General features: G+C 61.3%; 20 protein-coding genes. 11 read left to right on the forward strand and 9 right to left on the reverse strand.

The annotated features are described in order from the left end of the window. Positions 1-2 precede the first annotated feature (2 nt). Both A6U87_RS14950 and A6U87_RS14955 read right to left on the reverse strand, forming a co-directional pair. Positions 3-902, reverse strand: coding sequence for a carbohydrate ABC transporter permease (locus A6U87_RS14950; protein WP_065692237.1), 900 nt, complete (start codon positions 900-902; stop codon positions 3-5). 139 nt (positions 903-1041) lie between these two features. Further along, positions 1042-2340, reverse strand: a complete 1299-nt coding sequence (locus tag A6U87_RS14955) for an extracellular solute-binding protein (protein ID WP_065692029.1) — start codon at positions 2338-2340, stop codon at positions 1042-1044. Positions 2341-2734: 394 nt separating this feature from the next. Here A6U87_RS14955 and A6U87_RS14960 point away from each other — a divergent pair, with 394 nt between their 5' ends. Continuing rightward, complete coding sequence (locus tag A6U87_RS14960) at positions 2735-4210, forward strand: FAD-dependent oxidoreductase (RefSeq protein ID WP_244499501.1); 1476 nt, start codon at positions 2735-2737, stop codon at positions 4208-4210. A gap of 11 nt (positions 4211-4221) precedes the next feature. Here the strand turns inward: A6U87_RS14960 and A6U87_RS14965 are convergent, their stop codons facing one another. The 5 genes from A6U87_RS14965 to A6U87_RS14985 form a co-directional block, all read right to left on the reverse strand. After that, on the reverse strand, positions 4222-5295 hold the full coding sequence (locus tag A6U87_RS14965) for a questin oxidase family protein (RefSeq protein WP_065692031.1): 1074 nt from the start codon (positions 5293-5295) through the stop codon (positions 4222-4224). A gap of 256 nt (positions 5296-5551) precedes the next feature. Beyond that, on the reverse strand, positions 5552-6385 hold the full coding sequence (locus A6U87_RS14970) for a DeoR/GlpR family DNA-binding transcription regulator (protein ID WP_065692032.1): 834 nt from the start codon (positions 6383-6385) through the stop codon (positions 5552-5554). 140 nt (positions 6386-6525) lie between these two features. Next, the gene (locus tag A6U87_RS14975; protein WP_065692033.1) at positions 6526-7212 is read right to left on the reverse strand and encodes an HAD family phosphatase; all 687 of its coding nucleotides are present in this window, start codon (positions 7210-7212) and stop codon (positions 6526-6528) included. Next, positions 7212-8717 carry an FGGY-family carbohydrate kinase gene (locus tag A6U87_RS14980; RefSeq protein WP_065692034.1) on the reverse strand — a complete coding sequence of 502 codons (1506 nt, stop codon included), beginning with the start codon at positions 8715-8717 and terminating at the stop codon, positions 7212-7214. Before A6U87_RS14980 ends, A6U87_RS14975 begins: the two co-directional genes overlap by 1 nt. Before the next feature lie 14 nt (positions 8718-8731). Continuing rightward, positions 8732-9532, reverse strand: a complete 801-nt coding sequence (locus tag A6U87_RS14985) for a BtpA/SgcQ family protein (RefSeq protein ID WP_065692238.1) — start codon at positions 9530-9532, stop codon at positions 8732-8734. A gap of 240 nt (positions 9533-9772) precedes the next feature. Here A6U87_RS14985 and A6U87_RS14990 point away from each other — a divergent pair, with 240 nt between their 5' ends. The 8 genes from A6U87_RS14990 to A6U87_RS15025 all read left to right on the forward strand — a co-directional run bounded on the left by A6U87_RS14990 (position 9773) and on the right by A6U87_RS15025 (position 19996). Then, entirely contained in the window at positions 9773-10558 is a 786-nt protein-coding gene (locus A6U87_RS14990; protein ID WP_065692035.1) for an SDR family NAD(P)-dependent oxidoreductase, read from the forward strand. 64 nt (positions 10559-10622) lie between these two features. Continuing rightward, entirely contained in the window at positions 10623-11762 is a 1140-nt protein-coding gene (locus A6U87_RS14995; protein ID WP_065692036.1) for an ABC transporter ATP-binding protein, read from the forward strand. After that, positions 11759-12583 (forward strand): carbohydrate ABC transporter permease, encoded by an 825-nt coding sequence (locus A6U87_RS15000; RefSeq protein ID WP_141683956.1) that lies wholly within the window; start codon positions 11759-11761, stop codon positions 12581-12583. Before A6U87_RS14995 ends, A6U87_RS15000 begins: the two co-directional genes overlap by 4 nt. A 66-nt stretch (positions 12584-12649) precedes the next feature. Then, positions 12650-13942, forward strand: coding sequence for an ABC transporter substrate-binding protein (locus tag A6U87_RS15005; RefSeq protein WP_065692037.1), 1293 nt, complete (start codon positions 12650-12652; stop codon positions 13940-13942). Between the two features lie 64 nt (positions 13943-14006). Next, the gene (locus A6U87_RS15010; protein WP_198928711.1) at positions 14007-14900 is read left to right on the forward strand and encodes a carbohydrate ABC transporter permease; all 894 of its coding nucleotides are present in this window, start codon (positions 14007-14009) and stop codon (positions 14898-14900) included. 121 nt (positions 14901-15021) lie between these two features. Continuing rightward, on the forward strand, positions 15022-16890 hold the full coding sequence (locus tag A6U87_RS15015; protein WP_141683957.1) for a sigma-54-dependent Fis family transcriptional regulator: 1869 nt from the start codon (positions 15022-15024) through the stop codon (positions 16888-16890). Between the two features lie 164 nt (positions 16891-17054). Then, positions 17055-18128 carry a 2,3-butanediol dehydrogenase gene (locus A6U87_RS15020; protein WP_065692039.1) on the forward strand — a complete coding sequence of 358 codons (1074 nt, stop codon included), beginning with the start codon at positions 17055-17057 and terminating at the stop codon, positions 18126-18128. Between the two features lie 68 nt (positions 18129-18196). Further along, positions 18197-19996 (forward strand): NAD(P)/FAD-dependent oxidoreductase, encoded by a 1800-nt coding sequence (locus A6U87_RS15025; protein WP_065692040.1) that lies wholly within the window; start codon positions 18197-18199, stop codon positions 19994-19996. A 45-nt stretch (positions 19997-20041) separates the two neighbouring features. On the opposite strand, the gene A6U87_RS15030 is transcribed toward A6U87_RS15025, so the two are convergent. Then, positions 20042-20935: an AraC family transcriptional regulator gene (locus A6U87_RS15030; RefSeq protein ID WP_065692241.1), complete on the reverse strand. Its 894-nt coding sequence runs from the start codon at positions 20933-20935 to the stop codon at positions 20042-20044. A gap of 122 nt (positions 20936-21057) precedes the next feature. On the opposite strand from A6U87_RS15030, the gene A6U87_RS15035 reads away from it, so the two are divergent. Together A6U87_RS15035 and aroE are read left to right on the forward strand one after the other, a co-directional pair. Next, positions 21058-22584 (forward strand): FAD-dependent oxidoreductase, encoded by a 1527-nt coding sequence (locus tag A6U87_RS15035; protein ID WP_065692041.1) that lies wholly within the window; start codon positions 21058-21060, stop codon positions 22582-22584. A 17-nt stretch (positions 22585-22601) separates the two neighbouring features. Beyond that, the gene (aroE, locus tag A6U87_RS15040) at positions 22602-23450 is read left to right on the forward strand and encodes a shikimate dehydrogenase (RefSeq protein ID WP_065692042.1); all 849 of its coding nucleotides are present in this window, start codon (positions 22602-22604) and stop codon (positions 23448-23450) included. Between the two features lie 42 nt (positions 23451-23492). On the opposite strand, the gene A6U87_RS15045 is transcribed toward aroE, so the two are convergent. Next, on the reverse strand, positions 23493-25151 hold the full coding sequence (locus tag A6U87_RS15045; RefSeq protein WP_065692242.1) for a GMC oxidoreductase: 1659 nt from the start codon (positions 25149-25151) through the stop codon (positions 23493-23495). Between the last annotated feature and the right edge of the window lie 2 nt (positions 25152-25153).

Raw genomic sequence — 25153 nt, forward strand, 5'->3', positions numbered from 1 at the left:
GCTTACTTCCCGTTGATCCGGACATCGGCGCGACGCACCACCAGCAGCAGCACGGTGGCGATCAACGCGATGAACAGGAGGGTGACATTTCCGACCGCGGAAGCGAAACCGACATTGAAGAACTGCAAGCCTTCCTTCACGCCAAGCATCATGAGCGTATTGGTGGCATCGTTGGGCCCGCCGCCGGTCGTGACGAAAACAGAATCGAATACCCGGAATGCGTCCATCGTTCTCAGTGTCAGCGCCAGGAATACTGATGGCAGCATCAAAGGTAGGATCAACATGCGGAAGCGTTGCCAGGCGGTGGCGCCATCGACACGTCCGGCCTCCAGCACGTCACCCGGAAGCGCCTTGAGGCCGGCAAGCAGGATCAGCGTCATGAGCGGCGTCCATTCCCAGCAATCGATCAGAATGAGCATCCACAATGCCGTGCTGGCGTCCGTCAGCAGGCCGGTGCGGGGACCGATGCCGGCCTCCGAAAGAAAGAAGCCGATAATGCCGTAGTCCGCGCCGAGCATTGCCTTGAAAATCAGACCGACGACCAGCGGCGTGATCGTCGAGGGAATGAGAAGGAAAGCGAGCACCATTCGGTTGAAGCGGCTGTCGCGCCACAGAAGCAGGGCAAGTGCAAAACCCAGAACAAGCTGCAACGCGACGCTGAAGAAAGTGAATTGGAAGGTGTTGAGGATCGCCCTGCGCGTCGAGGCATCGGAGAAGATGTCGATGTAGTTCTGAAAACCCACGAATTGCGTGCGGGCAGGGCGCAGAAGATTGTACTTGTAGAAGCTGTAGCCGATACCCTGTGCCAGCGGCCAGAGCCCGACGGCGGCCACATAGAGCACGGCGGGCGTTGCCATCAAAAACAGGAAGAACCTGCGGCGGTCGGAGAAGCTGTAGCGCATATCGGAATAAAGCTCATTAAAGGAAGGCCGCTCGGCCTGGCGCATCACAGGACCAGATTAAGAAGGCCTGCGGACGGACAGATCAAGGCCAATCGGCCGGATTTCGCGCGCCGCCGGGCAGGCGGCGCGCGAGATGGCATCAGAACAGCTTCTTGGCGGCTTCCTGCGCCTTGCCGAGCGCCTCTTCCGGCGTCGCAGCGCCCGCAAGCACGGAATTGACGGCGGTGCCAAGCAGGTCCTGGATCTCAGGGTATTCCGGAATGCGCGGGCGGAACTCGCCATTGCCGTGCTCATAGGTTTCGGCGATGACAGGCAGGAAATCATATTTTGCGAGCAGGTCGGGGTCGGTCATCTGGCTCTTGCGCATAAAGCCGCCAGCGCCCATCATATTGAATTCCTTGTGGATTTTCTTGCTTGTTACCCACTTGATGAAGGTCCAGGCAGCTTCCTGCTTGGCCTTGTCCACGTCCGCATTGATGGCAAGACCCCAACCGCCCACGCCGTATTGCGGCGTCATTCCGTTGGCAACCGGTGCGACCGCTATACCGACCTTGCCGACAATGTTCGACACCTTCGGATCGGAATAGGCCGCGGCACCAACCGACCAGGTCTGCATGAAGGTCGCCATGCCTTGGCGGAAGCTTTCCTCGCGGCCGCCCCAATCATATTCGATCGCGCCGGGAGGTGCAGCTTCAGTGAACAGCTCCTTGTAGACTGTCAGGCTCTTGATGTTGGCTTCGGAGTTCAACACCGGCTGGCCGTCCTTGTCGACGATCGAGCCACCGAGCTGGTTGTTGTACTGCATCCAATCCTGAGCGACTGCCGGGCCCTTCTGCCCGTTGGCGACGAAACCGTAGATCTTCTTCGACGGGTCGTTGAGCTTCTTGGCATCCGCCACCAGCTCTTCCATGCTCGCCGGCGGCTTGAGGCCGGCAGCCGCGAGCACGTCCTTGCGGTAGGCGAGGACGTTGGCGTAGGCCGCAAGCGGGAAGGCAACGTACTTGCCCTTGTACTGGCCAAGCGATTCCAGCGCGACCGGGTAGATGTCGTCGAGATCAAGTTCGGCGGCGTCGCGCTTGACCCAGTCCGTCAGATCGACCGAATACTTGTTTTCCGCAAAGGCGCCGGCCCAGACGATGTCCATGGTGACGAGGTCATAGCCCTTGGTATCGCCGATAAAATCGGCGGTCGTCTTGGTCAGAAGAGTGCCGTAGTCCATGATCTCGATCTTGAGGTCGGCGCCAGTCTCTTCCTTGAATTCCGGCGCGAGCTTGGTCAGCACGTTCGAGAAGCCGTCGTTCATCGAGGCGATGGTCAAAGTAACGCCCTCGAGCGACTTGGCCTGCGTATAGGCCGTCGTCGCCAAAAGTGCCGCGAATGCCGTGGCTACTACATGTCCTGAAGATTTCAGTGCGGATGATGAAGAAGCGTTCCCCATGGCTGCCAACCTTTCCCGTTCTGGAGTTGATGGAGAAAGGTTATCGCGACGCCTCATCAAGTCAAACAAAAAAACACAAAAATAACATTTAGATGACGCTCAAAGCATCTTTGCTCAAAGCTGCCGCAGAATGCTTAAACGGTAGTCACGTGACTGTCGATTTTTTCAGCAAAACGGTCAGTCGTTTACATCATTGATTTATTTAACTATTTTTTTTGACAATCGAGCCAGGATGGAAGACGATGAGTCGTGCTCGTTGCTGTGGTCGGTATCGCTAAGTGCCCATCGAAATCAGCACGAGTACCACCGCCCGAAGGGGTAAAACAACATATTCAAACACTTTACAACTTTTTGATGTTCGTTACGCTGCCTGAAAACGCTGGAGTGCTGCCACATGCCTCAGACACCCCCAATGGAAAGCCCACGCTCGGCTTTGTACGAGGAGCCAGCAGGCACTAGCGGGCTCGTACAGCTTGAGGCTCAGGTCCGGCGCGACCTCGAAAGCATCGAGGCGGTGCCGCGCGAATGGGTGCCGGAGCGGCGCGATCCTGCCGGCGCAGTCATCGCCGATGTCGTCATCGTTGGCGCAGGGCTTTCCGGTCTTTCGCTTGCGTTCGGATTGAAGCGGCAGGGCATAGAGCGGGTCCGAGTGATTGATGCTGCCCCGCCCGGTCTCGAAGGACCTTGGCTGACAACCGCCCGCATGCGGACACTCAGGTCTCCGAAGACACTCAGTGGCCCGGATCTCGGCGTGCCAAGCCTGACCTACCGCGCCTGGCACGAGGCCCACCAGGGCAGGGCCGACTGGGACGCACTCGACAAGATCGATCGCACCGACTGGATGGCCTATCTTGGCTGGTTCCGCTGCATTCTCGGGCTATCGATCGAGAACGGTACGCGGCTGTTATCGATCTCTCCTGAGGGCGACTATCTGCGGCTGCATGTCGACACGGACGGCAAGCGTGCCGATATCGCCTGTCGCAAAGTGGTGTTGGCGACAGGGCTGGAGGGCGCCGGGGGACTGAATGTGCCACGCCTGGTAAGCGACGCCCTGCCGCGTTCGCGGTGGACACACAGTGGCGAAGCGCTGGATGCCACTTCGCTCGCTGGAAAGTGCATCGGCGTCATAGGTGCGGCTGCGTCGAGCTTCGATTGGGCTGTGGCAGCGCTGGAAGCCGGAGCCGCCAGCGTGACCGTGCTGGCCCGTTCCCCGACACTGCCTCATACCGAAATTCTGGACTGGTCGAATTTTCCGGGCTTTCTGAACCATTTTGCCGATCTTGATGACGGTAGCCGCTATCGTTTCACCCGACGGATGTTTGCATTCAAGACACCGCCCACCAACGAGATGTTCAGTCGCGCGATGGCCTTCGCAAACTGCCGGCTGGTAACGGGCGCTGAAACGCGCTCGATCACCATGGTCGGGAACGATGTTAGGATCGAAACTGCGGTGGGCGATTTCCTTTTCGATCACCTGCTGCTTGGAACAGGTTATTGTGTTGACCTGTCGCATCGGCCCGAACTCGCTAGCCATATCGAGAAGATCGCCACCTGGGCGGACCGCTTTACCCCGCCAGATGGCGAGGAAGATGCCGATCTTCTGGCCTATCCCTATCTAGGCCCTGCCTTCGAGCTTCAGGAGAAGACGCCGGGTGCCTTGCCGATGCTCGCCAACATACACGTGTTCAATAGCGCGGCGGTGCCGAGCCTCGGTCCCATCTGCAATGGCATAACGGGGCTGAAGTCAGGCGTTCCGAAGCTGGTTTCGGGGATTTCTCGTGGCCTTTTCGCGCGTGAAGTCGAACATTTCTACCAACTGCTCGACAGCTACGACAAGGTGCACTTCCAGCCGGACGGCGCGCGGATCTGAGGCCGGCGAGCTTAATCGATCAGCCCGACCCGCCTTGCAGCAACCACCTTGTAGAGCAGATCGCCAGTGTAGCGATATTCCTCGAAGGCCGAGAAGACGAGCGAGTGATCGTGTTCGTCATCAGAAGCAACAGCAGCAGCTGCGATCTCCCGATCATCCGGCAGCGGCAGGTGGCGCCACGCGTCCATCACATCGTCGGCGGGCGGGAGCGGCATGTCGATCTTGGTGTAAAGGGCAAGAACGACCTCCCAGAAATGCATCGCAAGATGCTGCGGCTCAGCGACATGAGAACTGACCAGTCGTAGCCAGTGGCAGCCGGTCACCGCATGCAAGGCTTCGAAGCTCATCGTGCCAGCGTAGAGAGAAAGTGCTGCGGGGCGGATGCGGTCCAGAAAATCCGGACCTGCGATCATGCGCCCGAGACGATCCTGAAACGCCGGCAACCTGCCCATCGCCTCTATCCATTTCCATAGCAGATGTGTTGGGGCTTCCACCCCATGAAGACTTGGCTCATCGCGCATGGCAACCAGATGCGCCAATGGATCTGTGACGGTCCGGCCGCGATCGGCGGGAATGCCGTCATAGGCCAGATAGGTGGCGGCCCAATACCCAAGCGAGGCGGCCACTTCGGTGTCGTCTTCCCGCAGAAGCGCATAGGCAAGCCGCATCAAACCATGAGTGGCCGACGCCGCGACACCGGGTGCGAGCACCGGGAGATACTGGCGCACGGCGGCCGGGCCGCCGATCTGTCCGACGACGGCTTCGAAGAACAGCCGCAGATCGGCCTCGCGCCGACGATCACCGAGCACACCGATCCAGCCGGTTTCATCGAGCGGTGAGACCCCCGGTGGCGGGAAGGGCACGGCATGAACGCGAATATAGTGATCGGCATATTCCTCGAGCCGGGCAGTCGAGGCGCCAAGTCGCGCTATCGCCTCAAGCACCATCGGTAGATGATTTGCAAGGCTGACCGGAAATTCGCCGCTGCGCCGACCTATCTCCGCGATGAGCGTCTTCACGGGTGCGGCTACCGTTGCATCGGGATAAGGACTGTCTGGCGCCGCAGCGCTTGTCGTCTGGAGCATGGCAGGCGTCCTGTCGCGTTGATTTCCCGTTATCGGGCAATTTCTGTTTGATTGAATGGGATGCGAACAATATCAAACAGAATGAAACATCTTTCAACCTTTATTTCGGTGCGAAGGCGATTGGCCCGGTCGGCGCGGAACGTGGGCGGCCGGTGGCAATGTGACTCTTGGAAAGGTGGGAGAGACAGCCACGCTTACAGTGCTGCTGGCTGGTCCAGGCAGCCACTTGTGCTCGCAATGGAACGTCCGCCCGAGCTCAACGAGCGACGATAACCTCGACGCCGGCCTTCTTAAGCGCACTCTCAAGGTCGCCCGTCGGCGCCTCGTCGCAGATCAGAGTGGTGAATTCGGTGAGACCTGCGACAAGAACCAGCGACATGCGGTTGAATTTCGTCGAATCGCACAGCACCACGCGGCGGGAGGCGCGCGTGAGATAGACGCGCTTCATGTCGGTTTCCTCGAAGGAATAATCGAAGACCCCTTCAGGGGTCAGACCCGAGACGCCCACGAAGGCGATATCGAACCACAGCATCTCGAACTGGCCAACGGCCGACGGTCCGCTCGTCGACATCTCCTCACTGCGAATCTTGCCGCCAGCGAGATAGGTTTCCAGTCCTCTGCCCGTCAGGTGTCCGGCGGTCCGAATGCTGTTGGTGAAAATCTTGGCTTGCGGGCGCGGCGCGAGCGCTTCCGCCACGAAATAAGTCGTGGTTCCCACATCCAGTGCAATACTGCGCGCGCCGTTGGCAAGTTCGGCGGCGGTCGCCGCGATGCGCCGCTTAAGGGAGACGTTGCGTGCGAGACGGGCATCAAACGCCGGCTCTTCTCCGTCGAAGTTATCGGTGACCGGGATAGGCGGTGCGCGATCGGGCTTGACGGCTCCGCCATGGGTACGAATGAGCCTGCCATCCTTTTCGAGCTCGACCAGGTCCCGCCGGACCGTCATCTCAGAGACCGCCAACTGCTGGGCGAGTTCGCTCACGGTAACGGAGCCAACCCTGCTAATCTCGCCAACGATTGCCGCCTGGCGAACCTGTGCAAGGAACTTCGGCCGTTCACCCGTTTTCGATGCGGATTGCTCGCTCGTCATCTATCCACTGCTCGTTTCATCCTCAACGGCTTCGTGAGTATCTCGACGAAGACCGTTTCAAACATAGCATGTTCGAATCAAACATACTGTATCGATCCAGAATACGCCGCAGCAGGCGCTAATGTACAGGCGCACATTTCTCACGCCTGTGGGCAAAGCGCGCCTTTGGTCTCGAAAAGCCCCCTCACGAGCAAAAGATTGTCGATCGTGACATCCGGCAGGCTTGCTTCCTGTTGCGCCTGGCCGCCATTGTCGCCAGTGCGCAGAAAGACGGCATGAAGACCCGCAGCCTTTGCCGAGCAGATTCCGGTGCTGCTGTCCTCGACGGCGATGATCTGTGCCGGCGCACGACCGAGCCGTTGGGCGGCCATGCAGTAAGGCACAGGCGAGGGCTTGCCCTCGGTTACGTCATCCAAGCTGATCGAGAATTGGATCCAGCGACCGATTCCGAGCGCGTCGAGATTGGCATCGACGACCGCTCGGCAGGAATTGGAAACGCAGACCTGGCGTATGCCAAGTTCATGCAGCGCGCGGACGGTTTCCACCGCACCGGGGATGGCTACAAGGGTATGGCGCGCGCGGACGTAGTGGCGGTTGATGGCGCTGATCCACACCTCTTCTTCCAGCAACGGCGGCAAGCAGTGGGCGAGCCGCTTCCAGACATCGCCCATGTGAACGCCGCGAAACGCCATATCGGGCAAGTCGCGAAGATCCACTCCGAATTCCAGCGACGCCGCCACCAGCGCACGATGATGCAGCGGTTCGCTATCGACCAGCGTCCCGTCGATATCCCAGGCAACAGCGCAAAGGTGCGGCATGCCCCCCATCAGCTAGTTTTCCACTTCGGAGCAAGGCGTTGATAGAGATCGCGATAGCGGTCGTAGCCGGCGTCGTAGATACGCACATTCTGCGCTTGTGGCTCGAGCATGTCGGAGAAAGTGGTGAACCGTGTCACGCTACGCCAATCGCTTTCGAGACCGACGCCGATCGCCGCTGCCCAAGCCGCGCCGATGCATGAGCCGGGATGACCCGAAAGCCGCTGCAGGGGTGCATTCAGCACGTCGGCCACGATCTGCATCCAGACCGTGCTGTGCGAGCCGCCGTCCGAAACCAGGAAGCGTTTCGGCTCATGGCCCATGTCGACTAGCACCTCGATATGATGGCGGATCGCATAAGCGTAGGATTCGAGCAGGGCCCGCCAGAGGTGGCCGATGTCGTGGGAAAGCGTCAGCCCTTCGATGACGCCCCGCGCCGCTGGATCGTGGATCGGCGTCTTTTCCCCGAGCATATAGGGCAGGATCGTCAAGCCGTCCGCACCAGCCGGCTTTTTAGCGGCCAGCGCATCGAGATGCTGATGAATGGTGCGGCCAGCTGCGAGCGCCGCCGCCTGCTCACCGCGCGCAAAGGTGTCAACGAACCAGTTCAGCGCCGAGCCGCCTGTCGACATACACCCGTTCGGCATGTAGAGGCCGGGCACGAGGTGGTAGTCGAGGAACAGACGAGGGTCGGGCTTGACGACGTCCGTTGCCGTCAGGATATCCACCGCGCCTCCGAACTTTAGCAAGACGTCGCCGGCATCGATCACACCAGCGCCAAGGGCGGACGCGATCATGTCGGCCGCGCCTCCGACAACGGGCGTGCCAATTGCCAGGCCCGTCTCGGAGGAGCCGCGCTCGTCGACATGCCCCATGATGTCGGACGAAGCCCGCTTCGGGGGGATGGTGGCAGACTCGATATGGGCGAGACGCACCAGCTCTTCGTCAATAGCATCGGTTGCAACATTGACGAAGCCGGCTTCCAGCGCCCAATTCTGTTCCACCGCCTGCGTCCCCGTCAGACGGTAGTTGATATAGTCGTAGGAGCCGAACACGGTAGCAATCCGCGAGAACACCTCCGGCTCGTGCTTTTCAATCCAGCGCAGCTTTGCGGTCACGAGTTGCTGGTTGATGCCGTTGCCGGCTCGGGCCAGAAAATCGTCCTCGTTCCATTCGGCGCGCAACGCTTCGACCTCGGCTCCGCAACGCCCGTCGCTCTGCTGAATGCTGGGACGCAGAACTGCACCCTCCTTGTCGAGAAGGACGACGGCGGGAAGCATGCCGGTGACCCCGATTGCCGATACGGCGGATGCGGAAATGCCGGACACTTCGAGGAGTTCGGAGATGATGGCGCGCGCATTCGCCCACCAGTCGGCAGGGTTTTCTTCCGCCCAGCCGGCATGCGGCGAGGACAGGGTGACTGGCCGGGATGCCGTCGCAAGGATCGTGTTGGGCAGGCCGACGAGAATTCCAATAGTCGACGTCGTCCCGATATCCAGGCCAATGACCGCAGTCATGAGAGCTTCCCGTACTAGCGCAGCGTTTCAACGACATCCATGAACCGCTTGACGCGGCTCGCGTCAACGGCATTCCAGGTATTGCCGTCAACCTTGAAGTGGGTTCCGATCACGCAGCCTTGCGCCATGGAGAAGACGTCGCGGATGTTGTCGATATTGACGCCTGTGTTGGCAAAAACCGGAACGTCCTTGACCGCGTCGCATACGTCACGCAGGTCCGATTGGTTCGCCGGCTGCCCGGTGATCGGACCGGAGACGAGGATCGCATCGGCGAGCGAGGAGAACACGGCGCTCTTGGCGCGAAGCGCGATGGGGCGCTGGTCGAGCGAGTGTGCAAACTCGGCATTAATATTGAAGAGCATCTTCATGTCTTTGCGGCCGAGATTGGCGCGAAGGCGGGCGGCCCCCGCGCAATCGGGCTCCCACATGCCCATGTCGGATGCGAAAAGGCCGGTGAAGATTTCGCGCACGAAGCTTGCGCCGGTCACCGCGCCGATCGCAACGCTGGACAGTGGATCCCACAGATAGTTGACGCCGAAGGGTACTTTGAGTGATGGCTTGATTGCCTGCACGACGGCTGTCATCGCCGCGATGCTTTCCGGTGATCCTTTGAAAACATAAGGGCGGTCGTTTTCGTTTCCGAACATGATGGCGTCGACGCCGCCAGCCTGGAGTTTTTCGACATCGGAAGCGACGTCGTCGATCAGCTTCTGCAGGCCGCCATCCATGTTATATAGCGGCGAGCCGGGCAGGGCGCCGATATGGGCCATCGCGATTACTGCCTTCTTGCGATCTCCAAAACACTCAAAAACCATCGTCAAATCCTTCAGCGGCGCCACGTTGTGCCACCCGATGCTACGGGCGGCCTTTGTTATGCTTGTCACGTCCCTGTGGGAGCAGGGGTCGCGCACGGTACGGTCGGCGTTTTGCGTCGGGCCGAAACCATGACCTGCCTGAAACATAAACAGCGAAACGAACTTAATCAAACAAAAAAAACATTTGCGAAGTTAGATTTTGTTGGATACGGTTTTGAAAAATCACAATGAGGAGCAGCTATGTCACAGCCCATCTTTCCCGAGCTTGGCGGTCGCCGCGCATTCCTGACAGGCGGCGCGACCGGCATTGGCTTTGCCATAGCGCGGGCGCTTGCAGCGCAGGGTGTGACGGTTGCGATCGCCGATATCGACGTCGAGGCGGCAGAGCGCGCGGCCACGTCCATTGGCGGTGGTGCAGTCGCCGTTGCGATTGATGTTCGCCAGCGCGCATCCGTCGACGCGGCGTTCGCCAAGGCCGTTGAAGTGATTGGCGGCTGCGAGATCGTCATTGCCAACGCCGGAGTCTCCACAATGCAGAAGGCGCTGGAGCTGACCGACGAGGAATGGGACTTCAACTTCGACGTCAACACCCGCGGCATCTTCCTGACCAATCAGATTGCCGGACGCCACCTGGTGGCGCAAGGACATGGCTGCATCGTCAACACGGCATCGCTGGCCGCCAAGGTCGGTGCGCCGTTGCTGGCTCACTATTCCGCAAGCAAGTTCGCCGTTCTCGGCTGGACTCAGGCCTTTGCTCGTGAGCTTGCGCCCACTGGAATTCGTGTCAACGCCGTGTGCCCCGGCTTCGTCAAGACCGGCATGCAAAGCCGCGAGATCGAGTGGGAAGCCCGTCTGCGCGGCATCAGCGCCGAACAGGTTTTCAACGAATATGTCGGTCAGACCCCGCTCGGGCGCATCGAGACGCCGGAGGACGTCGCCGACGTCGTGGTCTTCCTCTGCTCCGACAGTGCCCGCTTCATGACCGGCCAGGGCATCAACGTTACCGGCGGCGTCTACATGACCTGACCGGTCGTCGGGTCCGTGGCGACCCGGCCTCGCATTCGTTACGGCATCATACGGAAATCGACGCATGGCCTCGATCGACCTTCGAAGCGTATCCAAAATTTACCCGAATGGCGCACACGGCGTCCGCGACGTCAGTCTCAAGATCGAGAATGGCGAGTTCGTCATCTTTCTTGGACCGTCGGGCTGTGGAAAGTCGACGACGCTGAGGATGATCGCCGGGCTGGAATCGATCAGCTCCGGTGACCTTGTGATCGGCGACCGGAACATGAACCGGGTAGCGCCGCGCGACCGCAACGTCGCGGTCGTATTTCAGAGTTACGCGCTCTATCCGCATATGAGTGTTCGGGCGAACATGGGATTCGGTCTCAAGATGCGTGGCGCATCGGCGCAGGAAATTGCCGCCAAGACCGAAACCGCGGCGAGCATGCTCGGCCTGTCCCATCTTCTCGATCGCAAACCTTCGGCGCTTTCGGGCGGCCAACGCCAGCGCGTCGCGCTCGGTCGCGCCATTGTTCGAGAGCCGGATGTCTTCCTGCTCGACGAGCCTTTGTCCAACCTGGATGCGCAGCTGCGCGCCGAGATGCGGCTCGAACTGGTGAAATTACACCGCAGGCTTGGCCGTACCACAATCCATGTCACCCACGACCAGGTGGAGGCAATGACGATGGGGGATCGCATCTGCATCATGCGGGACGGTCGGCTGATCCAGGCCGGCAAGCCGCTCGACGTGTACGCCGACCCCGTCAATATGTTCGTGGCGCGCTTCTTGGCAAGCCCGGCAATGAACCTGCTGCCGGTCACCCTCCGCGACCTCGACGGGACGCTCACCATCGAAGGCCATGAAGGCTTCCGCTTTCGCGTGCCCGAACGTCATCGCGCCGCCTATGCGTCGAAGACGGGTGAGAACCTCATTTTGGGTTTGCGGCCGGAAGATATCTACGAGCAGCCCAGAGGCGACGGAACGCAGCCTTTTGGACTTCGGGTCACCGCCGTGGAAGCGCTTGGGGCCGAAATCATAGTCGTCGGTACGGTTGGCGGTAGCACAACCGCAAAACCGATAGAGGTCACGGCCCGTCTTGGCCGTCACGCGCAGGTCACGGTCGGGGAGGCGGTCGTCCTCCACGCGGATCTGCTGCCCGCCCATCTGTTCGATCCGACGAGCGAAACGGTGATTGCGAGGCCAAGTGTCAGGAGGCCCGCATGACGCCGGAGGATCAAGAAACACCCTTTCTGCGGCGCTTCGGTCTTCATCTGGGACTTGTATTCGTTTGTCTTGCGGTGCTGCTGCCGCTTCTTTGGGTCTTGAGGGTAAGCCTCATTGCGCCGGAACAATCCTACAGCACGGACCTGTTTCCCGGCTTGTCGACGGAAAACTACCGCGCGCTTCTTTCCGGTCGGTTCGGCCAGTCCTATTTCAACAGCATCATTGTTTCCCTGGGCTCCGTCATCATCGCCCTGCCATTCGCGGCCATGACGGGATATGCCTTCGCCCGCTTTTCGACCGGCGGCCGCTTCGCCCGCTTTCTCATGCTCGCCACACAGATGCTGCCACCCGTTGCGCTTGTGCTGCCGAGCTTCAGCCTGCTGAGGGGACTGGCGCTGACCAACAGCCTGACGGGTCTCATCATCGTCTACGCCGCGATCAACCTGCCGTTCCTCAGCTGGATCCTGATGGGCTTCTTCAAGGCGATCCCCGTCGATCTCGAATGGGCTGCGATGACGGACGGCGCAACGGCATGGGGTGCGTTCTGGCGCATCGTCCTGCCGGTATCGCTGCCGGGGATGGCAGCGGCCGGGGTGCTCGGTTTCATCCTGTCCTGGAACGAGTTCCTCTTCGCCCTGGTGCTGAGCGGACCCGCCACGCAAACCATTCCGGTTGCCCTGGCATCGCTTCAAACCTCGAACGGCGTCCAGATCGGCAATGTCGCGGCCGGCGTCATTCTCGCCATCCTGCCGCTCGTCGTCGCCTCGCGCTTTATCCAGCGCTTCATCGTGGAAGGCCTGACCTACGGGAGCGTGAAGTAGCGCTCGGACACTCATGCATGCCCGCGCCAGCCGGCGCGTCGAAACAAAAAGAAGGAAAAGCGAATTATGAAATCTTCAGCATGGAATAGATCATCATATGCCGTCGGCCTGCTTGCTGCGACCGCCCTGAGCATGTCGACGATGGCGGCGCAAGCCGCTGACGTTACGCTGCGTGCGCTTATGGAGGACGTCCCCGAAACCCGTATCATCGAGGCGTTGCTGCCGGAGTTCACCCAACAGACGGGCATTAAGGTCGAGTTCGAGAAAATCGGTTACCCCGATATGCATGACAAGCTGGTCACCCAACTCGTCAGCGCCGAAAGCTATTACAATCTGCTCGAGGTCGATTTCCTGTGGGCAGGCGAGTTCCCGGCTGCGAACTGGCTGGTTGATCTTAAGCCGCTTGCCGAGGCGTCCAAGTTCGACCTCGAACCGTTCGTCCCCTCCATGCTCGACCTTCTCGGCCGGACGGCGGAAAAAATGCCGATCTTGCCCATGTACAATTATTCGATGGGTCTGATCTACCGGACCGACCTGCTCAAGGATGAAAAGCTGAAAGCTGCCTACAAGCAGCAGACCGGCAAGGATCTCGCCGTTCCTGAGACGATTGAGGACTACGTTGCGATATCCACGTTCATGAAGGCCAATGCCGGTGTGGAAGGCGCTGCCATGCAGGGGCAGCGCGGTGACCCCAATGCGATGGAGTTCTCGAACTACCTCTTCTCATCGGGCGGCAAGTACCTCAATGACGACCGTTCGATTGCGCTCGACAGCCCCGAGGCGGCCAAGGCGCTTGGCCTCTACATCAACAACATCAAGAGCGGAGCGCAGCAAGGCGCGCTTTCCGCAACGCTTGACGACACGTTGCGTCTGATGTGCAGCGGCAAGGCCTTCAGCATGGTCACCTACTGGTGGATGCTGCCGCAGATCGACGATGCCAAGGCGTGCCCCGAAGCGGCCGGCAAGGTGGCGCTCTCGGTGATGCCGGGCGGCCATGGCGAAAGCGGTGGCTGGGGCTGGGGTATTCCACAGAATACGCCGGCCGATCAGCAGGGAGCGGCATGGAAATTCATCCAATGGGTACAGAGCAAGGACGTATCGGTGAAGCGTGCGCTGCAAGGGCATGCACCTGTGCGCACCGACGTGTTTTCCGATCGGGCGGTATTGGCCAAATACCCTTACTACAAGACGGCGCAAGCCGTGGTTGCCAGTGGCAAGTCCTTCCCGATCTTCACCTACTCGGCTGAATACGAAAACGTAATCGGCACGCAGGTCTCCACGGCCGCCAGCGGCGGAACAACGGTGGAGGAAGCCATCAAGGCGTCGTCCGACGGGCTCAAGGAACTCATGAGCCGCTGATAGAGCGAGAAGAACGGCAGCGGCCTCGCGTCGCTGCCGAATTTCTGGAAGACAGGGAATGACGATGGCAGGATTCGACAGATTCGATCGCGAATGGCGCACTGGCTGGGCATTTGCAGCGCCCGGCCTTGCCCTGCTTGCCGTTGTCATGGGCTTCCCGCTTGCCTATTCGGTTCTGATGGCGATCTCGTCATTGACCTTGCTGAAGCCCGGCCTTTTCCCTCTGACGGGCCTGGACAATTTCGCGACCGTCCTCGGTGACAAGCTGTTCTGGAATGCGCTTTTCCTGACTGTCCGTTACTCGGCCATAACGGTCATCGGCGAGTTCGTCGTCGGCCTTGCGATCGCACTCATGCTGAAACGCACGGTGCGGATGAAGCCGATCTACTTCGGCATCCTGACCATCCCCATGGCCATGTCGCCGATCAGCGTCGCGCTAATATGGAAAATGCTCCTGCAACCCAATCTCGGTATCGTCAACCATCTCCTGGAAACGGTCGGCCTGCCGCGCATCGACTGGCTCGGCAATGCAAACCTGGCGCTGTCGACAATGGCTTTCGTCGACATCTGGCAGCAGACGTCCTTCGTTGTCCTTCTTCTTGCCGCGGGTTTGGCAGCCCTGCCGAGCGAACCCTACGAGGCGGCCGAGGTGGACGGTGCGAGCGCCTTTCAGCAATTCTTCTACATCACGCTTCCCATGCTCCGATCCGTGGCGGGCATCGCAATCATCATCCAGCTTATCAACGAGTTCAGGACTTACGATCTCCCCTATATCCTGACACGCGGTGGACCGGGCACCTCCACCGAGGTGCTCAGCTACTTCGCCTATCGCAAGGCCTTCCTCGGCCTGTCGCTGAACCAGGGGGCTGCAGCGGCTTTCTTCCTTTTGCTGATCGTCCTTGTGCTGACGGTATTCTTTTTCCTCCGGCTCGAAAAAGCCGACGCGACAGGCCGCTGAATTCGGCGCGTGCATGCGGAGTTCTCGGACGATTACAGGCCGAAGAGCCTCCTGAACTATCATGACAATTGAATTGTCGGCACGCCGCTCCTGTGCCAACATCCCGTTGGGAGGAGTGCTTGTGGACTTGACCTTATCGCACATTCGCGAGATCGAACGCGTCGGCATGGGCGCGGTCAGCCCTCGCGACACGCCCGTTGTTCAATCCTGGCTGCGCTGTCTCAACGACTACAAGCTCGACCCGACCGTTGCTCAGGAAGCCTACATCGTTCCGGAACTGAAGCTGCGCGAACACCGCGAGCAGGCCGAGGAGCTGATCAGGATCGGCCGCTCCGGGCTGGAGGCACTGTTCAACCAGATCGCCGAGCAGAATTACGTGCTGCTGTTGTCAGATGCGCGCGGCGTCACGGTCGACTTCATGGGCGATCCAACCTTCGACAATCAGCTGCGCCGGGCCGGGCTCTATCTCGGTTCCGAATGGTCGGAAAACCGGGCGGGCACCTGCGCGGTCGGAGCCTGCATCGTCTCAGGCGAGCCGGTCATCATCCATCAGGACGATCATTTCGATACCAGCCATATTGGGCTGACATGCACCGCTGCACCGGTCTTCGACACGCTTGGTGATCTGACCGCGGTGCTCGATATCTCGCAGCTCCGCTCTCCGACAGCCAAGACGAGCCAACAGCTGGCGTTGCATCTGGTGGCGTCGACCGCGCGGCGTATCGAGTTTGCAAACCTCATGACGCGCACACGCAACGACTGGGTGTTGCGTCTTGCCCGCTCGCCGGAATTCCTCGATGTCGATCCGGATGCCGCCGTCGCACTCGACGGCAGCGGTCGCATCACGGGCATGACGCATGGCGGGTTCAGCGCGCTCGCGCGCTCGATGAACCTGCGTGGTCTTTCCACTCGTGATTTTCTGGGCCAGCCCATTTCTCAGGTTTTCGATATCGACGTCGATGATCTGCCACGCTTCATGCGCGGCCGGCCGAATGGCGAGCGCTTGATCAAGGCCCGCAATGGATTGGTGTTGTTTGCCAGTGCCATCGCGCCGGCCGTCAACCTGCGTGCACCTGCTTCGCCGGAGCCGCGCCTGCCGCGGGCACTGAGAGACCTGAGCCAGGGAGATGCAGCGATGGAGCGCGTGCAGATGCGCGCGGCAAAGCTCGCCGCCCGCGACATCCCGATCCTCATCAAGGGTGAAACGGGCAGCGGCAAGGAGTTTCTGGCCCGTGCCATCCACGAGAGCTGTGAGAACCCCGGCAATTTCGTTGCCGTCAACTGCGCCGCGATCCCGGAACACCTCATCGAATCCGAGCTCTTCGGTTACGCGCCCGGCGCCTTTACCGGTGCCAGCCAGAAGGGCAAACGCGGTCTGATCGAAGAGGCGAACGGCGGTACGCTGTTTCTCGATGAAGTGGGTGACATGCCGCTGGTGCTGCAGAGCCGGCTGCTCCGCGTGCTCTCGGAAAACGAAGTGCAGCCCGTCGGCGCGCTGAAGGCACGACCGGTGCGCCTGCGTGTCCTCTCCGCCTCGCACCGCGACCTGGGCGAACTCGTATCGGAAGGCCGTTTCCGGCAGGATCTCTATTATCGCCTCAATGCCGCGACGCTCAGCCTCCCGGCGCTGCGCCAGCGGGAGGACCTCGGCTGGTTGATCGGCCAGCTTCTCGGTCGCATCGCAAAGGACAACGGTGAGGCATACCGTCTCGACAAGGCCGCACGCGCCGCTCTGCTCGCACATGACTGGCCGGGCAATCTCCGCGAACTATCAAATGCGCTCCGGTTCGCGGCCGCCCTGTGTGATGATGGCCTTATAACGCTCGACTGCCTTCCGGATCACCTTTTCGCCGGCCCTGTTCCCGTGGCAGAAGGCGGCGGCGAGCTGCGTCGCGCCCTGAGCGAATGCGGTGACAATATCTCCGCACTCGCGCGCAAGCTCGGCGTCAACCGCTCGACCATTCACCGACGGCTGAAGCGGCTCAACTGATGCAACGGCTGCAACACCTGTGGCAGCTCGCCTGTTGCGTCCTCGAATCTTCGAAAATCTCAGGCGCCCTAATGCACTGATAAAATTCAACAAACTGGCGACATAACGGTCTGGCACGACGCTTGCTGACCTTCCTGTGCAAGCACAACACAGGAGGGAATGCAATGAAAGCTCTGCGCTTTCACGCTGCCAAGGATCTGCGCATCGAACATGTCGACGCTCCACCACAGCCCGGGCCGGGACAGGTGCTGGTGGAAAACCGGTTCTGCGGCATCTGCGGGACGGACCTGCATGAATATGCCTATGGGCCGATCTTCATACCGAAGGAGCCGCACCCCTTTACCGGTGCCCATGGTCCGCAGATCCTCGGTCACGAATTCGGCGGCGTCGTCCAAGCCGTTGGCGCGGGCGTCAGCCATGTGAAGCCCGGCGACCGGGTGTCGATTCAGCCGCTCATCATGCCCCGCCACGGGGATTATTATGCCGATCGCGGGCTGTTTCACCTGAGCGCGAACCTCGCGCTTGCCGGCCTTTCCTGGCATTCGGGAGGAATGGCGGAGGTAGCCCTTCTCAATGACTACAACGTCCAGCCCATTCCCAATGCGCTGAGCGACCAGGAAGCGGCGCTGATCGAGCCGACGGCGGTTGCGGTCTATGCCTGCGATCGCGGCGGCGTTACCGCCGGCAACAGCGTGCTCGTCACCGGTGCCGGGCCGATCGGCATTCTCGTTGCCATGGCCGCGCGGGCAGCCGGAGCGTCACGGATCTTCCTATCCGATCTCAACGACACGCGCCTGTCGCTGGCGCGCGACGCGCTGGGCGATATACGCACCATCAATCCGAAGACGGAAAGGGTCGGCGACGTCATTCGCGCCGAGACGGAGGGTGGCGTCGGTTGCGACGTTGCCATCGAATGTGTCGGTAACGAACACGCTCTGAAGAACTGCGCGGATGCGGTTCGCAAGCAGGGCGTCGTCGTTCAGACGGGGCTACACCCCGGCGAAAACCCGCTGAACTGGTTCGACGTCACCTTCAAGGACATCGACATCAGGGGCTCCTGGGCCTATCCGACGCACTACTGGCCCCGCGTCGCCCGGCTGATCGCCAGCGGCCAGATCCCGGCAAGCCGGATTGTCACGAAATATGTCTCGCTCAGCGAGGCTGTTGAGGAGGGGTTCGACCAGCTGCTCGATCCCGCCGGAAAACACCTGAAGATCCTGATCGACCTTTCCCGATAGGCCGATCCGTGCATGCGGGCGCGGTTGAGGAGCCGCCCCGCTTCCCAACAGAGCTGGAGGAGAAAACAATGCTCGACAAGACACCCACCACCCGCGTCCAGGCGCTGCTCGATACGTTTGGTGCCGCCCTTCAATCCGGCCGCATCGAGGATGCAGTCAATCTCTTTGCCGAGGAGTGCTATTGGCGCGACCTCGTCGCCTTCACCTGGAACATCAAGACGGTCGAAGGGCGCGACCAGGTCCGCGATATGCTGCAGTCGCAGCTTGCCGGCACGAAGCCTTCCAACTGGCGCGTTGCCACCGGCGAAGAGGCGACAGAGGCCGATGGTGTGCTGGAAAGCTGGATCTCGTTCGAAACGGCGACCGGCCGCGGCTACGGTCTCGTGCGCTTCAAGAACGGCCTTGTCTGGACGCTGCTGACAGCGCTGGCGGAGCTCAAGGGCCACGAGGAAAAATCCGGCTTCACTCGACCGCTCGGCGCCAAACACGGCCAGAATCTCGGAGCGAGAACCTGGAAGGAAGAGCGCGAATACGAGGAGCGCACGCTCGGCTATGAGACGCAGCCCTATGTGGTGATCATCGGCGGCGGGCAGGGCGGTATCGCGCTTGGCGCGCGGCTGCGCCAGCTCGGCGTGCCCGCCATCATTCTCGAAAAGAACGACCGGCCCGGCGATAGCTGGCGCAAGCGCTACAAGTCGCTCTGCCTGCACGACCCGGTCTGGTACGATCATCTGCCCTATATCGATTTCCCGAAAAACTGGCCGGTGTTTGCTCCGAAGGACAAGATCGGCGACTGGCTGGAATTCTATACGAAGGTGATGGAGCTGAACTACTGGACCCGCTCTGCCGCCAAGTCCGCGAAATGGGATGAGGCAACCAAGGAGTGGACCATCGTCGTCGACCGGGACGGCGAAGAGGTGGTGTTGAAGCCGAAGCAGCTCGTCTTTGCGACTGGCATGTCAGGCAAGGCGAATATTCCGGACTTCAAGGGACGTGAGCGTTTCAAGGGCGAACAACACCACTCCTCGCAACATCCGGGCCCGGATGGCTACAAGGGCAGGAAGGTTGTCGTTATTGGCTCGAACAACTCGGCCCATGATATCTGCGCCGCACTCTATGAGGCGGGTGTCGACGTGACCATGATCCAGCGTTCGACCACCCATATCGTCAAATCCGATACGCTCATGGATATCGGCCTTGGCGCGCTTTACTCCGAGCAGGCGCTCGCCAATGGCGTGACAACAGGCAAGGCCGACCTAATCTTCGCCTCGCTTCCCTACAGGATCATGCACGAGTTCCAGATCCCGCTTTACGACAAGATGCGCGAACGCGACGCCGACTTCTACGCGGCGCTGGAAAAGGCCGGCTTTCAGCTGGACTGGGGCGCGGACGGCTCGGGCCTCTTCATGAAATACCTTCGCCGCGGCTCGGGCTACTACATCGATATCGGCGCCTCGCAACTCATCATCGATGGCAAGGTGAAGCTTGCGGCGGGGCAGGTCGACGAGATCACCGAGAATTCCATAAAGCTCTCCAACGGCACGGAAATCCCGGCTGACGTCATTGTCTACGCCACAGGCTATGGCTCCATGAACGGTTGGGTCGCCGACTTGATCGACCAAGCAACGGCAGACAAGGTCGGCAAGGTCTGGGGGCTTGGATCGGATACGCCAAAGGATCCCGGCCCCTGGGAAGGCGAGCAGCGTAACATGTGGAAGCCGACGCAGCAGGAGGCACTCTGGTTCCACGGCGGCAACTTGCATCAGTCACGCCACTATTCGCAGTACCTTTCGCTGCAACTGAAAGCGCGGCTCGAAGGCATCTCCACGCCGGTCTACGGCCTCCAACCGGTTCATCACCGGAAATAGACCGGCATTGCGGCGGGCACCGGCCGCTGGTGCCCGCCGCAGCGCTTAGGCCGCGGTTCGTCGCGGCCGTTCCCGATCCAAATCGGCATGTTTGAATCGTTGCCGGTAGTGGCTTGGCGGCAGCCCCTTGGCGACACGGAACTGGCGGGCAAGATGGGCTGCGTCTGAAAAGCCGCATTCCGCTGCGATGTGGCTCATGGGCAGGTCGGTTTCGACAAGCAGCCGGCAGGCTTTGCCGATGCGCAATTGCGCAACGTACTCACTGATAGACATGCGCGTGCTGCGCTTGAACACACGCTGAAGCTGGCTGTCCGTGAGGTGGGTGAGCGCGCAGAGCGGCGCAAGCCGGAGCGGCTTGTCGTAATGGGCATGCAGCCATGCCAGCACCCGACGCATCCTTTCGCGGTCGCGCGGGTTTTCGCCTGGCTGGACCTCCCCCGCTGCAAGATGTCGGCGCTCGGCATTGGCGAGCTCGAGAAGGATTGCCTGAAGCTCCAACGCTTGCCGCGCCGGAGACAGGGTGCCGATGGCCAGCATTCGCGGGCGCAGCAACCGAACGGTCTCGGCTGAGAATTGCAGACCGCGCCCAGCCTCCGCTGCAAGTGCAGCAAGCGAGCCATATTCCGGCATCAGGCTCGTCAGCCCTTCGACCCATTCGCGGGTGAACCAGCAAATGATCGCCCTGTGCAGTCCGCCTTCACCCGCAAGCGCCTCAGATTGCCACGCGTGAGGGAGATTCGGTCCGAGCAGCACGAGATCTCCGTCGTCATAACGCTCGATCTGATCGCCGACGAAACGCATGCCCCGGCTGCCGACCGTCAGCGTCAGCTCGAACTCGGGATGATAGTGCCAGTTGAAGGGGAAATCGGGCAATTGCCGATCAAACAGCAGCCATGAACGGTCGGGCGGAATTGTAACGGTTTCGAACCACGGCTGCATGGCCGGGAGCTCCTTCGGCTCGACTGTGAATGCGGTAATCATACAAAACATTGCGGCCGGAAGGAATGGCGCACGCCCTCCCTGGTTCGTAATTTGCCGCTCACAGTTGGGAGAGGGCAGCTATGGACGGTACAATAAAACCGGATGTTGTGATCGTCGGTTCAGGCGTTGGCGGTGGCGCAGTGGCCCGGCAGCTGGCGGGATCGGGTGCGAAGGTGCTGATCCTCGAGCGCGGCGATTTTCTGCCGAACGAGCCGGAGAATTCGGACGCGGAGGCGGTTTTCGTTCAAGCCCGGTACCGAACACGCGAAGAGTATCAGGACGAGTCAGGACGCCGGTATCGTCCCGGCCAATACTATTATGTCGGCGGACACACGAAGTTCTACGGCACGGCGATGTTCCGCTTTCGCGAGAGCGATTTTCGTGCTGTTGCCCATGAAGACGGAACCTCGCCTGCCTGGCCGCTCTCCTATGCCGAGCTCGAACCCTGGTATGACGCTGCCGAGCGGCTTTTCGGCGTACATGGACAGGTCGGGGAGGACCCGGCGGAGCCGCCACGTTCGGCCGAATATGCCCACGCCGCGGTTCCACACGAACCCATCATCGCCGATATGATCGACCGGCTGAAGGGCCAGGGGCTTCGGCCGTTCTCCATGCCGTCGGCTGTCGATTTCGGACCGGGCGGGAGCTGTCGCCGCTGCGGCACCTGCGATGCCTTTGCCTGTCGATATGGCGCGAAAGGCGACGGCGAGACGCGGCTGATCCGCCCGATACTTGCCCATCCCGACGTCACCTTGTGGACCAACGCGCAGGTCACGCGGCTCATTCCGGCATCGGATGGACGCATCGCCGCAGTGGAGATGGTTAGGGACGGGCAGACGCTACGCGTCGAGGCGCCGCTCTTCGTGCTGAGCGCCGGCGCCATCAATTCTGCGCTGGTGTTGCTGCGCTCGGCAAGCGGGAACCACCCCGAAGGCCTTGCCAATCGGTCGGGCGTCGTTGGCCGCTACCTGATGAACCATCATCTCACGGGTCTGATGGGGCTGATGCCGTTTCGGGTGAATGATACGAAATTCCCCAAGACGCTGACAGTGAACGATTTCTACCACGGCCTGCCTGGAGACGCTGCCGCACGGGGCAACATCCAGATGCTCGGCAACATCCAGGGGCCGATGATCCGTTCGACCTACTCGTGGATGCCGCGCACCCTGGCAAACCTTCTGGGGCGCCACAGCGTCGATTGGCTCTGCATGTCCGAAGATCTGCCACGGGCCGAAAGCCGGGTGCGGCTGCTCCAGGGCGACCGGGTCGAGATTGCCTATCATCCCGGCGATGTCGCAGCCCATGACCGGTTCGTGCGCCACGTCCGCGCACGACTTCGAAACATATTTCCGGTAGTCCTGCGCCATTCCTTCGGCATCGAGGCGCCGTCGCATCAATGCGGCACGGTGCGCATGGGCGACGACCCGGCGCGCTCCGCGCTTGATGCGCTCTGTCGGTCGCACGACCACCGCAACCTCTACGTCGTCGATGCGAGTTTCTTCCCATCGTCTGCTGCTCTCAACCCGGCGCTGACCGTTTGCGCGCAGGCGCTTCGCGTCGGCGCCCACCTGCGCGACGCCTGGCGCAACGGCACGTTCGCCGCCTGATCCTGAAGGAGAAGCTTATGGCCCATGATTTCCTGTCACCGCTCACCGGTTCCTTCGCCATGCCCGCAGCGGAAAATCCGACCGTTGCCATGATCGAGGCGGCCTATCGGCATCACGGTCTCAATTGGCGCTACCTCAATTGCGAAGTGGCCCCCGAAGGCCTGGGCGATGCCGTGCGCGGCGCGCGCGCCATGGGCTGGAGAGGCTTCAATTGCTCGATCCCGCACAAGGTTGCGGTGATCGACCATCTCGATGGCCTCGGTGAATCCGCTCGCATCATCGGTGCGGTCAACACGGTTGTTCGGCATGGCGAACGGCTGATCGGCGAAAACACCGACGGGAAGGGCTTCGTGACCGCGCTCCGTCACGTTGCCGACCCGACCGGCAAGCGCGTCGTGCTGCTTGGAGCAGGCGGTGCCGCTCGGGCGGTCGGGGTCGAGATGGCGCTTGCCGGTGCCTCCGAGATCACCGTGGTCAATCGTGACGCTGCCCGCGGCGAAGCGGTTGCCGGCATTGTCGATAGCCAGACCCCTGCCAAGGGGCGGTACCAGCGATGGGAAAGCCGGTATCGCCTGCCGGAGGGAACCGACATTGTCATCAACGCCACTTCGGTCGGGCTCTTCCCCGACGTGACGGGCATTCCCGACATTGATCTCGACAGCCTTCGACCAGACATGATCGTCGCTGACGGCATTCCCAATCCACCGCTGACACCCTTCTTGAAAGCCGCCCAGGCGAGGGGATGCCGGACAGCCGATGGTCTCGGCATGCTGGTCAACCAGGGCATCATCGCCATCCGCTATTGGACGGGCATCGACGCCGACGGCGATGTGATGCGCCGGACGCTGCTCGACCTCGGGCTTTAGGGAGACGCGTGATGCTTCAAGCATCTCCCTGATCGCCCGGTCCTACTCGGCTTCGTTGCGATAGCCGGCAGCCAGCTTGCGGCAGGCGCGTAGCGTCAGCGCCATGACGGTCAGCGTCGTGCCCGCCGTTCCGCCGCCCGGAAAAGCGCTGGCGTCGGTGACGAGAAGGTTCGGAACGTCCCAGCTCTGGTTCCAGCTGTTGAGCACGGAATTCTCGCGCGTTGTACCCATGCGCGCGCCGCCGCTCTCGTGGATGGCCGCGCCCATGACCATGGTCTTGCGAAACCATTTGCGAAACAGGAAGCGGCTCAGCGCATCGGCTTCTGGGAAGGCACCACGGCCCATTTCCTTGAGGCCGAGGGGCGAACCGATGAAGTCGAGCTTGCCGCCGGCGCCCTCGATCATGTCGATCAGCGTTTTTTCCTGCTTGCGGATCAGTTCGTTTTCCGTCTCGTGCATGACGCAGCGGATATGCGGGACCGGTATGCCCCAGGCGTCTTTGCGGCGCGCATCAAGCGTGACGCGATTGTCGGCGTGCGGCAGCATCATGCCGAAGCCGAAGAAGGCGAGGCTCGCGGCGTCATTGTTTCCCACCGGCGCGCGTCCAACGCTGCCCTGATAGGCGAAATCACCGCGCTGTGGCTTGCCGTCCACGTTTTCGAAGCGCGGCACGAAGATGCCGCCCGATGGATTGTAGAAGGGGTCCTGCGGCGCGGAATCGTCGTGCGACCAACCCTTGGCGGGCGGGTAGGTGCCGAAGGCGAGGCAAGGCAGCTGATCCATGAAATAACGGCCGAGCGTGCCGGAGCTGTTGCCGAGCCCGTTCGGGTGTTTCTCCGAAGCCGAGTTCAGGAGCAGGCGAATGCTTTCGATCGGGGAGGCGCAGAGAACGACGTTTTCGGCCCGAACCGTGTGAACGGCGCCAGAGTTGCGATCGATGATCTCGGCACCGGTCGCGCGACCGGTCTGCGGATCGGTGGTGACGCGGCGGACGATCGAGTCGTAGCGTATGGTGAGCTTGCCTGATGCCATCGCCTCGCGCAACGGGCGCGGCACGCGCTCGGCATCCGGCGCGATATAGCGCCACGAGACGACATGCCGCTCCGGCGCATCGCCCTCGACGGTCTTCTTGAAGAGTTCTTCCGCCGGTGTCAGCTTGGCGGGGCGGGAATACACGCCGTCGGGCAGTGTCGCGACGTGGTCCTCGTTGCCGTAAAGCCCCAGATGGCTTTCCGCCTCGGCGTAGAAGGGCGCGAGCTCGTCATAGGAGACGGGCCAATCGACGCCACGGCCGCTGCGGCTGTTGATCTTGAAGTCGTTGTCCGTCCAGCGCAGCAACACGCGACCGAAGCTGTGAAGACGGCCGCCGGCCTGGCGGCCGCGGATCCAGAGGAAGGGCTCGCCGCGCGGCGTCGTATAAGGGTTCTTGCGGTCGTTGACGAAGAAACGGCTGAAGCGCTCGGTGAAGAAGGCAGCGCGCGCCTGGATCGGCTGGCCCTTGATGGTGGCGCGGGCGCGCTCCCAGATGTTAATGGCGCTTGCCGGCGGCTTCTTCTTCGACGGATTGAAATCCTTCTTGCCGATCTCGGGGCCGGCCTCGAGCAGAAGAACGGAGAGGCCGTTCGCCGTCAGCTCCTTGGCGGCAAAGGACCCGGCAGCGCCGGAGCCGATCACCAGCGCGTCATACACTTTCTCAGACATGT

Origin of the sequence: Rhizobium sp. AC44/96, from assembly GCF_001692185.1 — a bacterium.
Taxonomy (GTDB): domain Bacteria; phylum Pseudomonadota; class Alphaproteobacteria; order Rhizobiales; family Rhizobiaceae; genus Rhizobium.

Excerpts from the sequence above, each read along its gene's own strand:
- A6U87_RS15010 (WP_198928711.1), top strand. The coding sequence starts at position 14,007 with ATGGCAGGATTCGACAGATTCGATCGCGAATGGCGCACTGGCTGGGCA.
- A6U87_RS15030 (WP_065692241.1), bottom strand. The coding sequence starts at position 20,935 with ATGCAGCCGTGGTTCGAAACCGTTACAATTCCGCCCGACCGTTCATGG.
- A6U87_RS14970 (WP_065692032.1), bottom strand. The coding sequence starts at position 6,385 with ATGACGAGCGAGCAATCCGCATCGAAAACGGGTGAACGGCCGAAGTTC.
- A6U87_RS14985 (WP_065692238.1), bottom strand. The coding sequence starts at position 9,532 with ATGGTTTTTGAGTGTTTTGGAGATCGCAAGAAGGCAGTAATCGCGATG.
- A6U87_RS15000 (WP_141683956.1), top strand. The coding sequence starts at position 11,759 with ATGACGCCGGAGGATCAAGAAACACCCTTTCTGCGGCGCTTCGGTCTT.
- A6U87_RS15045 (WP_065692242.1), bottom strand. The coding sequence starts at position 25,151 with ATGTCTGAGAAAGTGTATGACGCGCTGGTGATCGGCTCCGGCGCTGCC.
- A6U87_RS14950 (WP_065692237.1), bottom strand. The coding sequence starts at position 902 with ATGCGCTACAGCTTCTCCGACCGCCGCAGGTTCTTCCTGTTTTTGATG.
- A6U87_RS14960 (WP_244499501.1), top strand. The coding sequence starts at position 2,735 with ATGCCTCAGACACCCCCAATGGAAAGCCCACGCTCGGCTTTGTACGAG.
- A6U87_RS14955 (WP_065692029.1), bottom strand. The coding sequence starts at position 2,340 with ATGGGGAACGCTTCTTCATCATCCGCACTGAAATCTTCAGGACATGTA.
- A6U87_RS15005 (WP_065692037.1), top strand. The coding sequence starts at position 12,650 with ATGAAATCTTCAGCATGGAATAGATCATCATATGCCGTCGGCCTGCTT.
- A6U87_RS15020 (WP_065692039.1), top strand. The coding sequence starts at position 17,055 with ATGAAAGCTCTGCGCTTTCACGCTGCCAAGGATCTGCGCATCGAACAT.
- A6U87_RS14975 (WP_065692033.1), bottom strand. The coding sequence starts at position 7,212 with ATGGGGGGCATGCCGCACCTTTGCGCTGTTGCCTGGGATATCGACGGG.
- A6U87_RS14990 (WP_065692035.1), top strand. The coding sequence starts at position 9,773 with ATGTCACAGCCCATCTTTCCCGAGCTTGGCGGTCGCCGCGCATTCCTG.
- aroE (WP_065692042.1), top strand. The coding sequence starts at position 22,602 with ATGGCCCATGATTTCCTGTCACCGCTCACCGGTTCCTTCGCCATGCCC.
- A6U87_RS14995 (WP_065692036.1), top strand. The coding sequence starts at position 10,623 with ATGGCCTCGATCGACCTTCGAAGCGTATCCAAAATTTACCCGAATGGC.
- A6U87_RS15035 (WP_065692041.1), top strand. The coding sequence starts at position 21,058 with ATGGACGGTACAATAAAACCGGATGTTGTGATCGTCGGTTCAGGCGTT.
- A6U87_RS15025 (WP_065692040.1), top strand. The coding sequence starts at position 18,197 with ATGCTCGACAAGACACCCACCACCCGCGTCCAGGCGCTGCTCGATACG.
- A6U87_RS14980 (WP_065692034.1), bottom strand. The coding sequence starts at position 8,717 with ATGACTGCGGTCATTGGCCTGGATATCGGGACGACGTCGACTATTGGA.
- A6U87_RS14965 (WP_065692031.1), bottom strand. The coding sequence starts at position 5,295 with ATGCTCCAGACGACAAGCGCTGCGGCGCCAGACAGTCCTTATCCCGAT.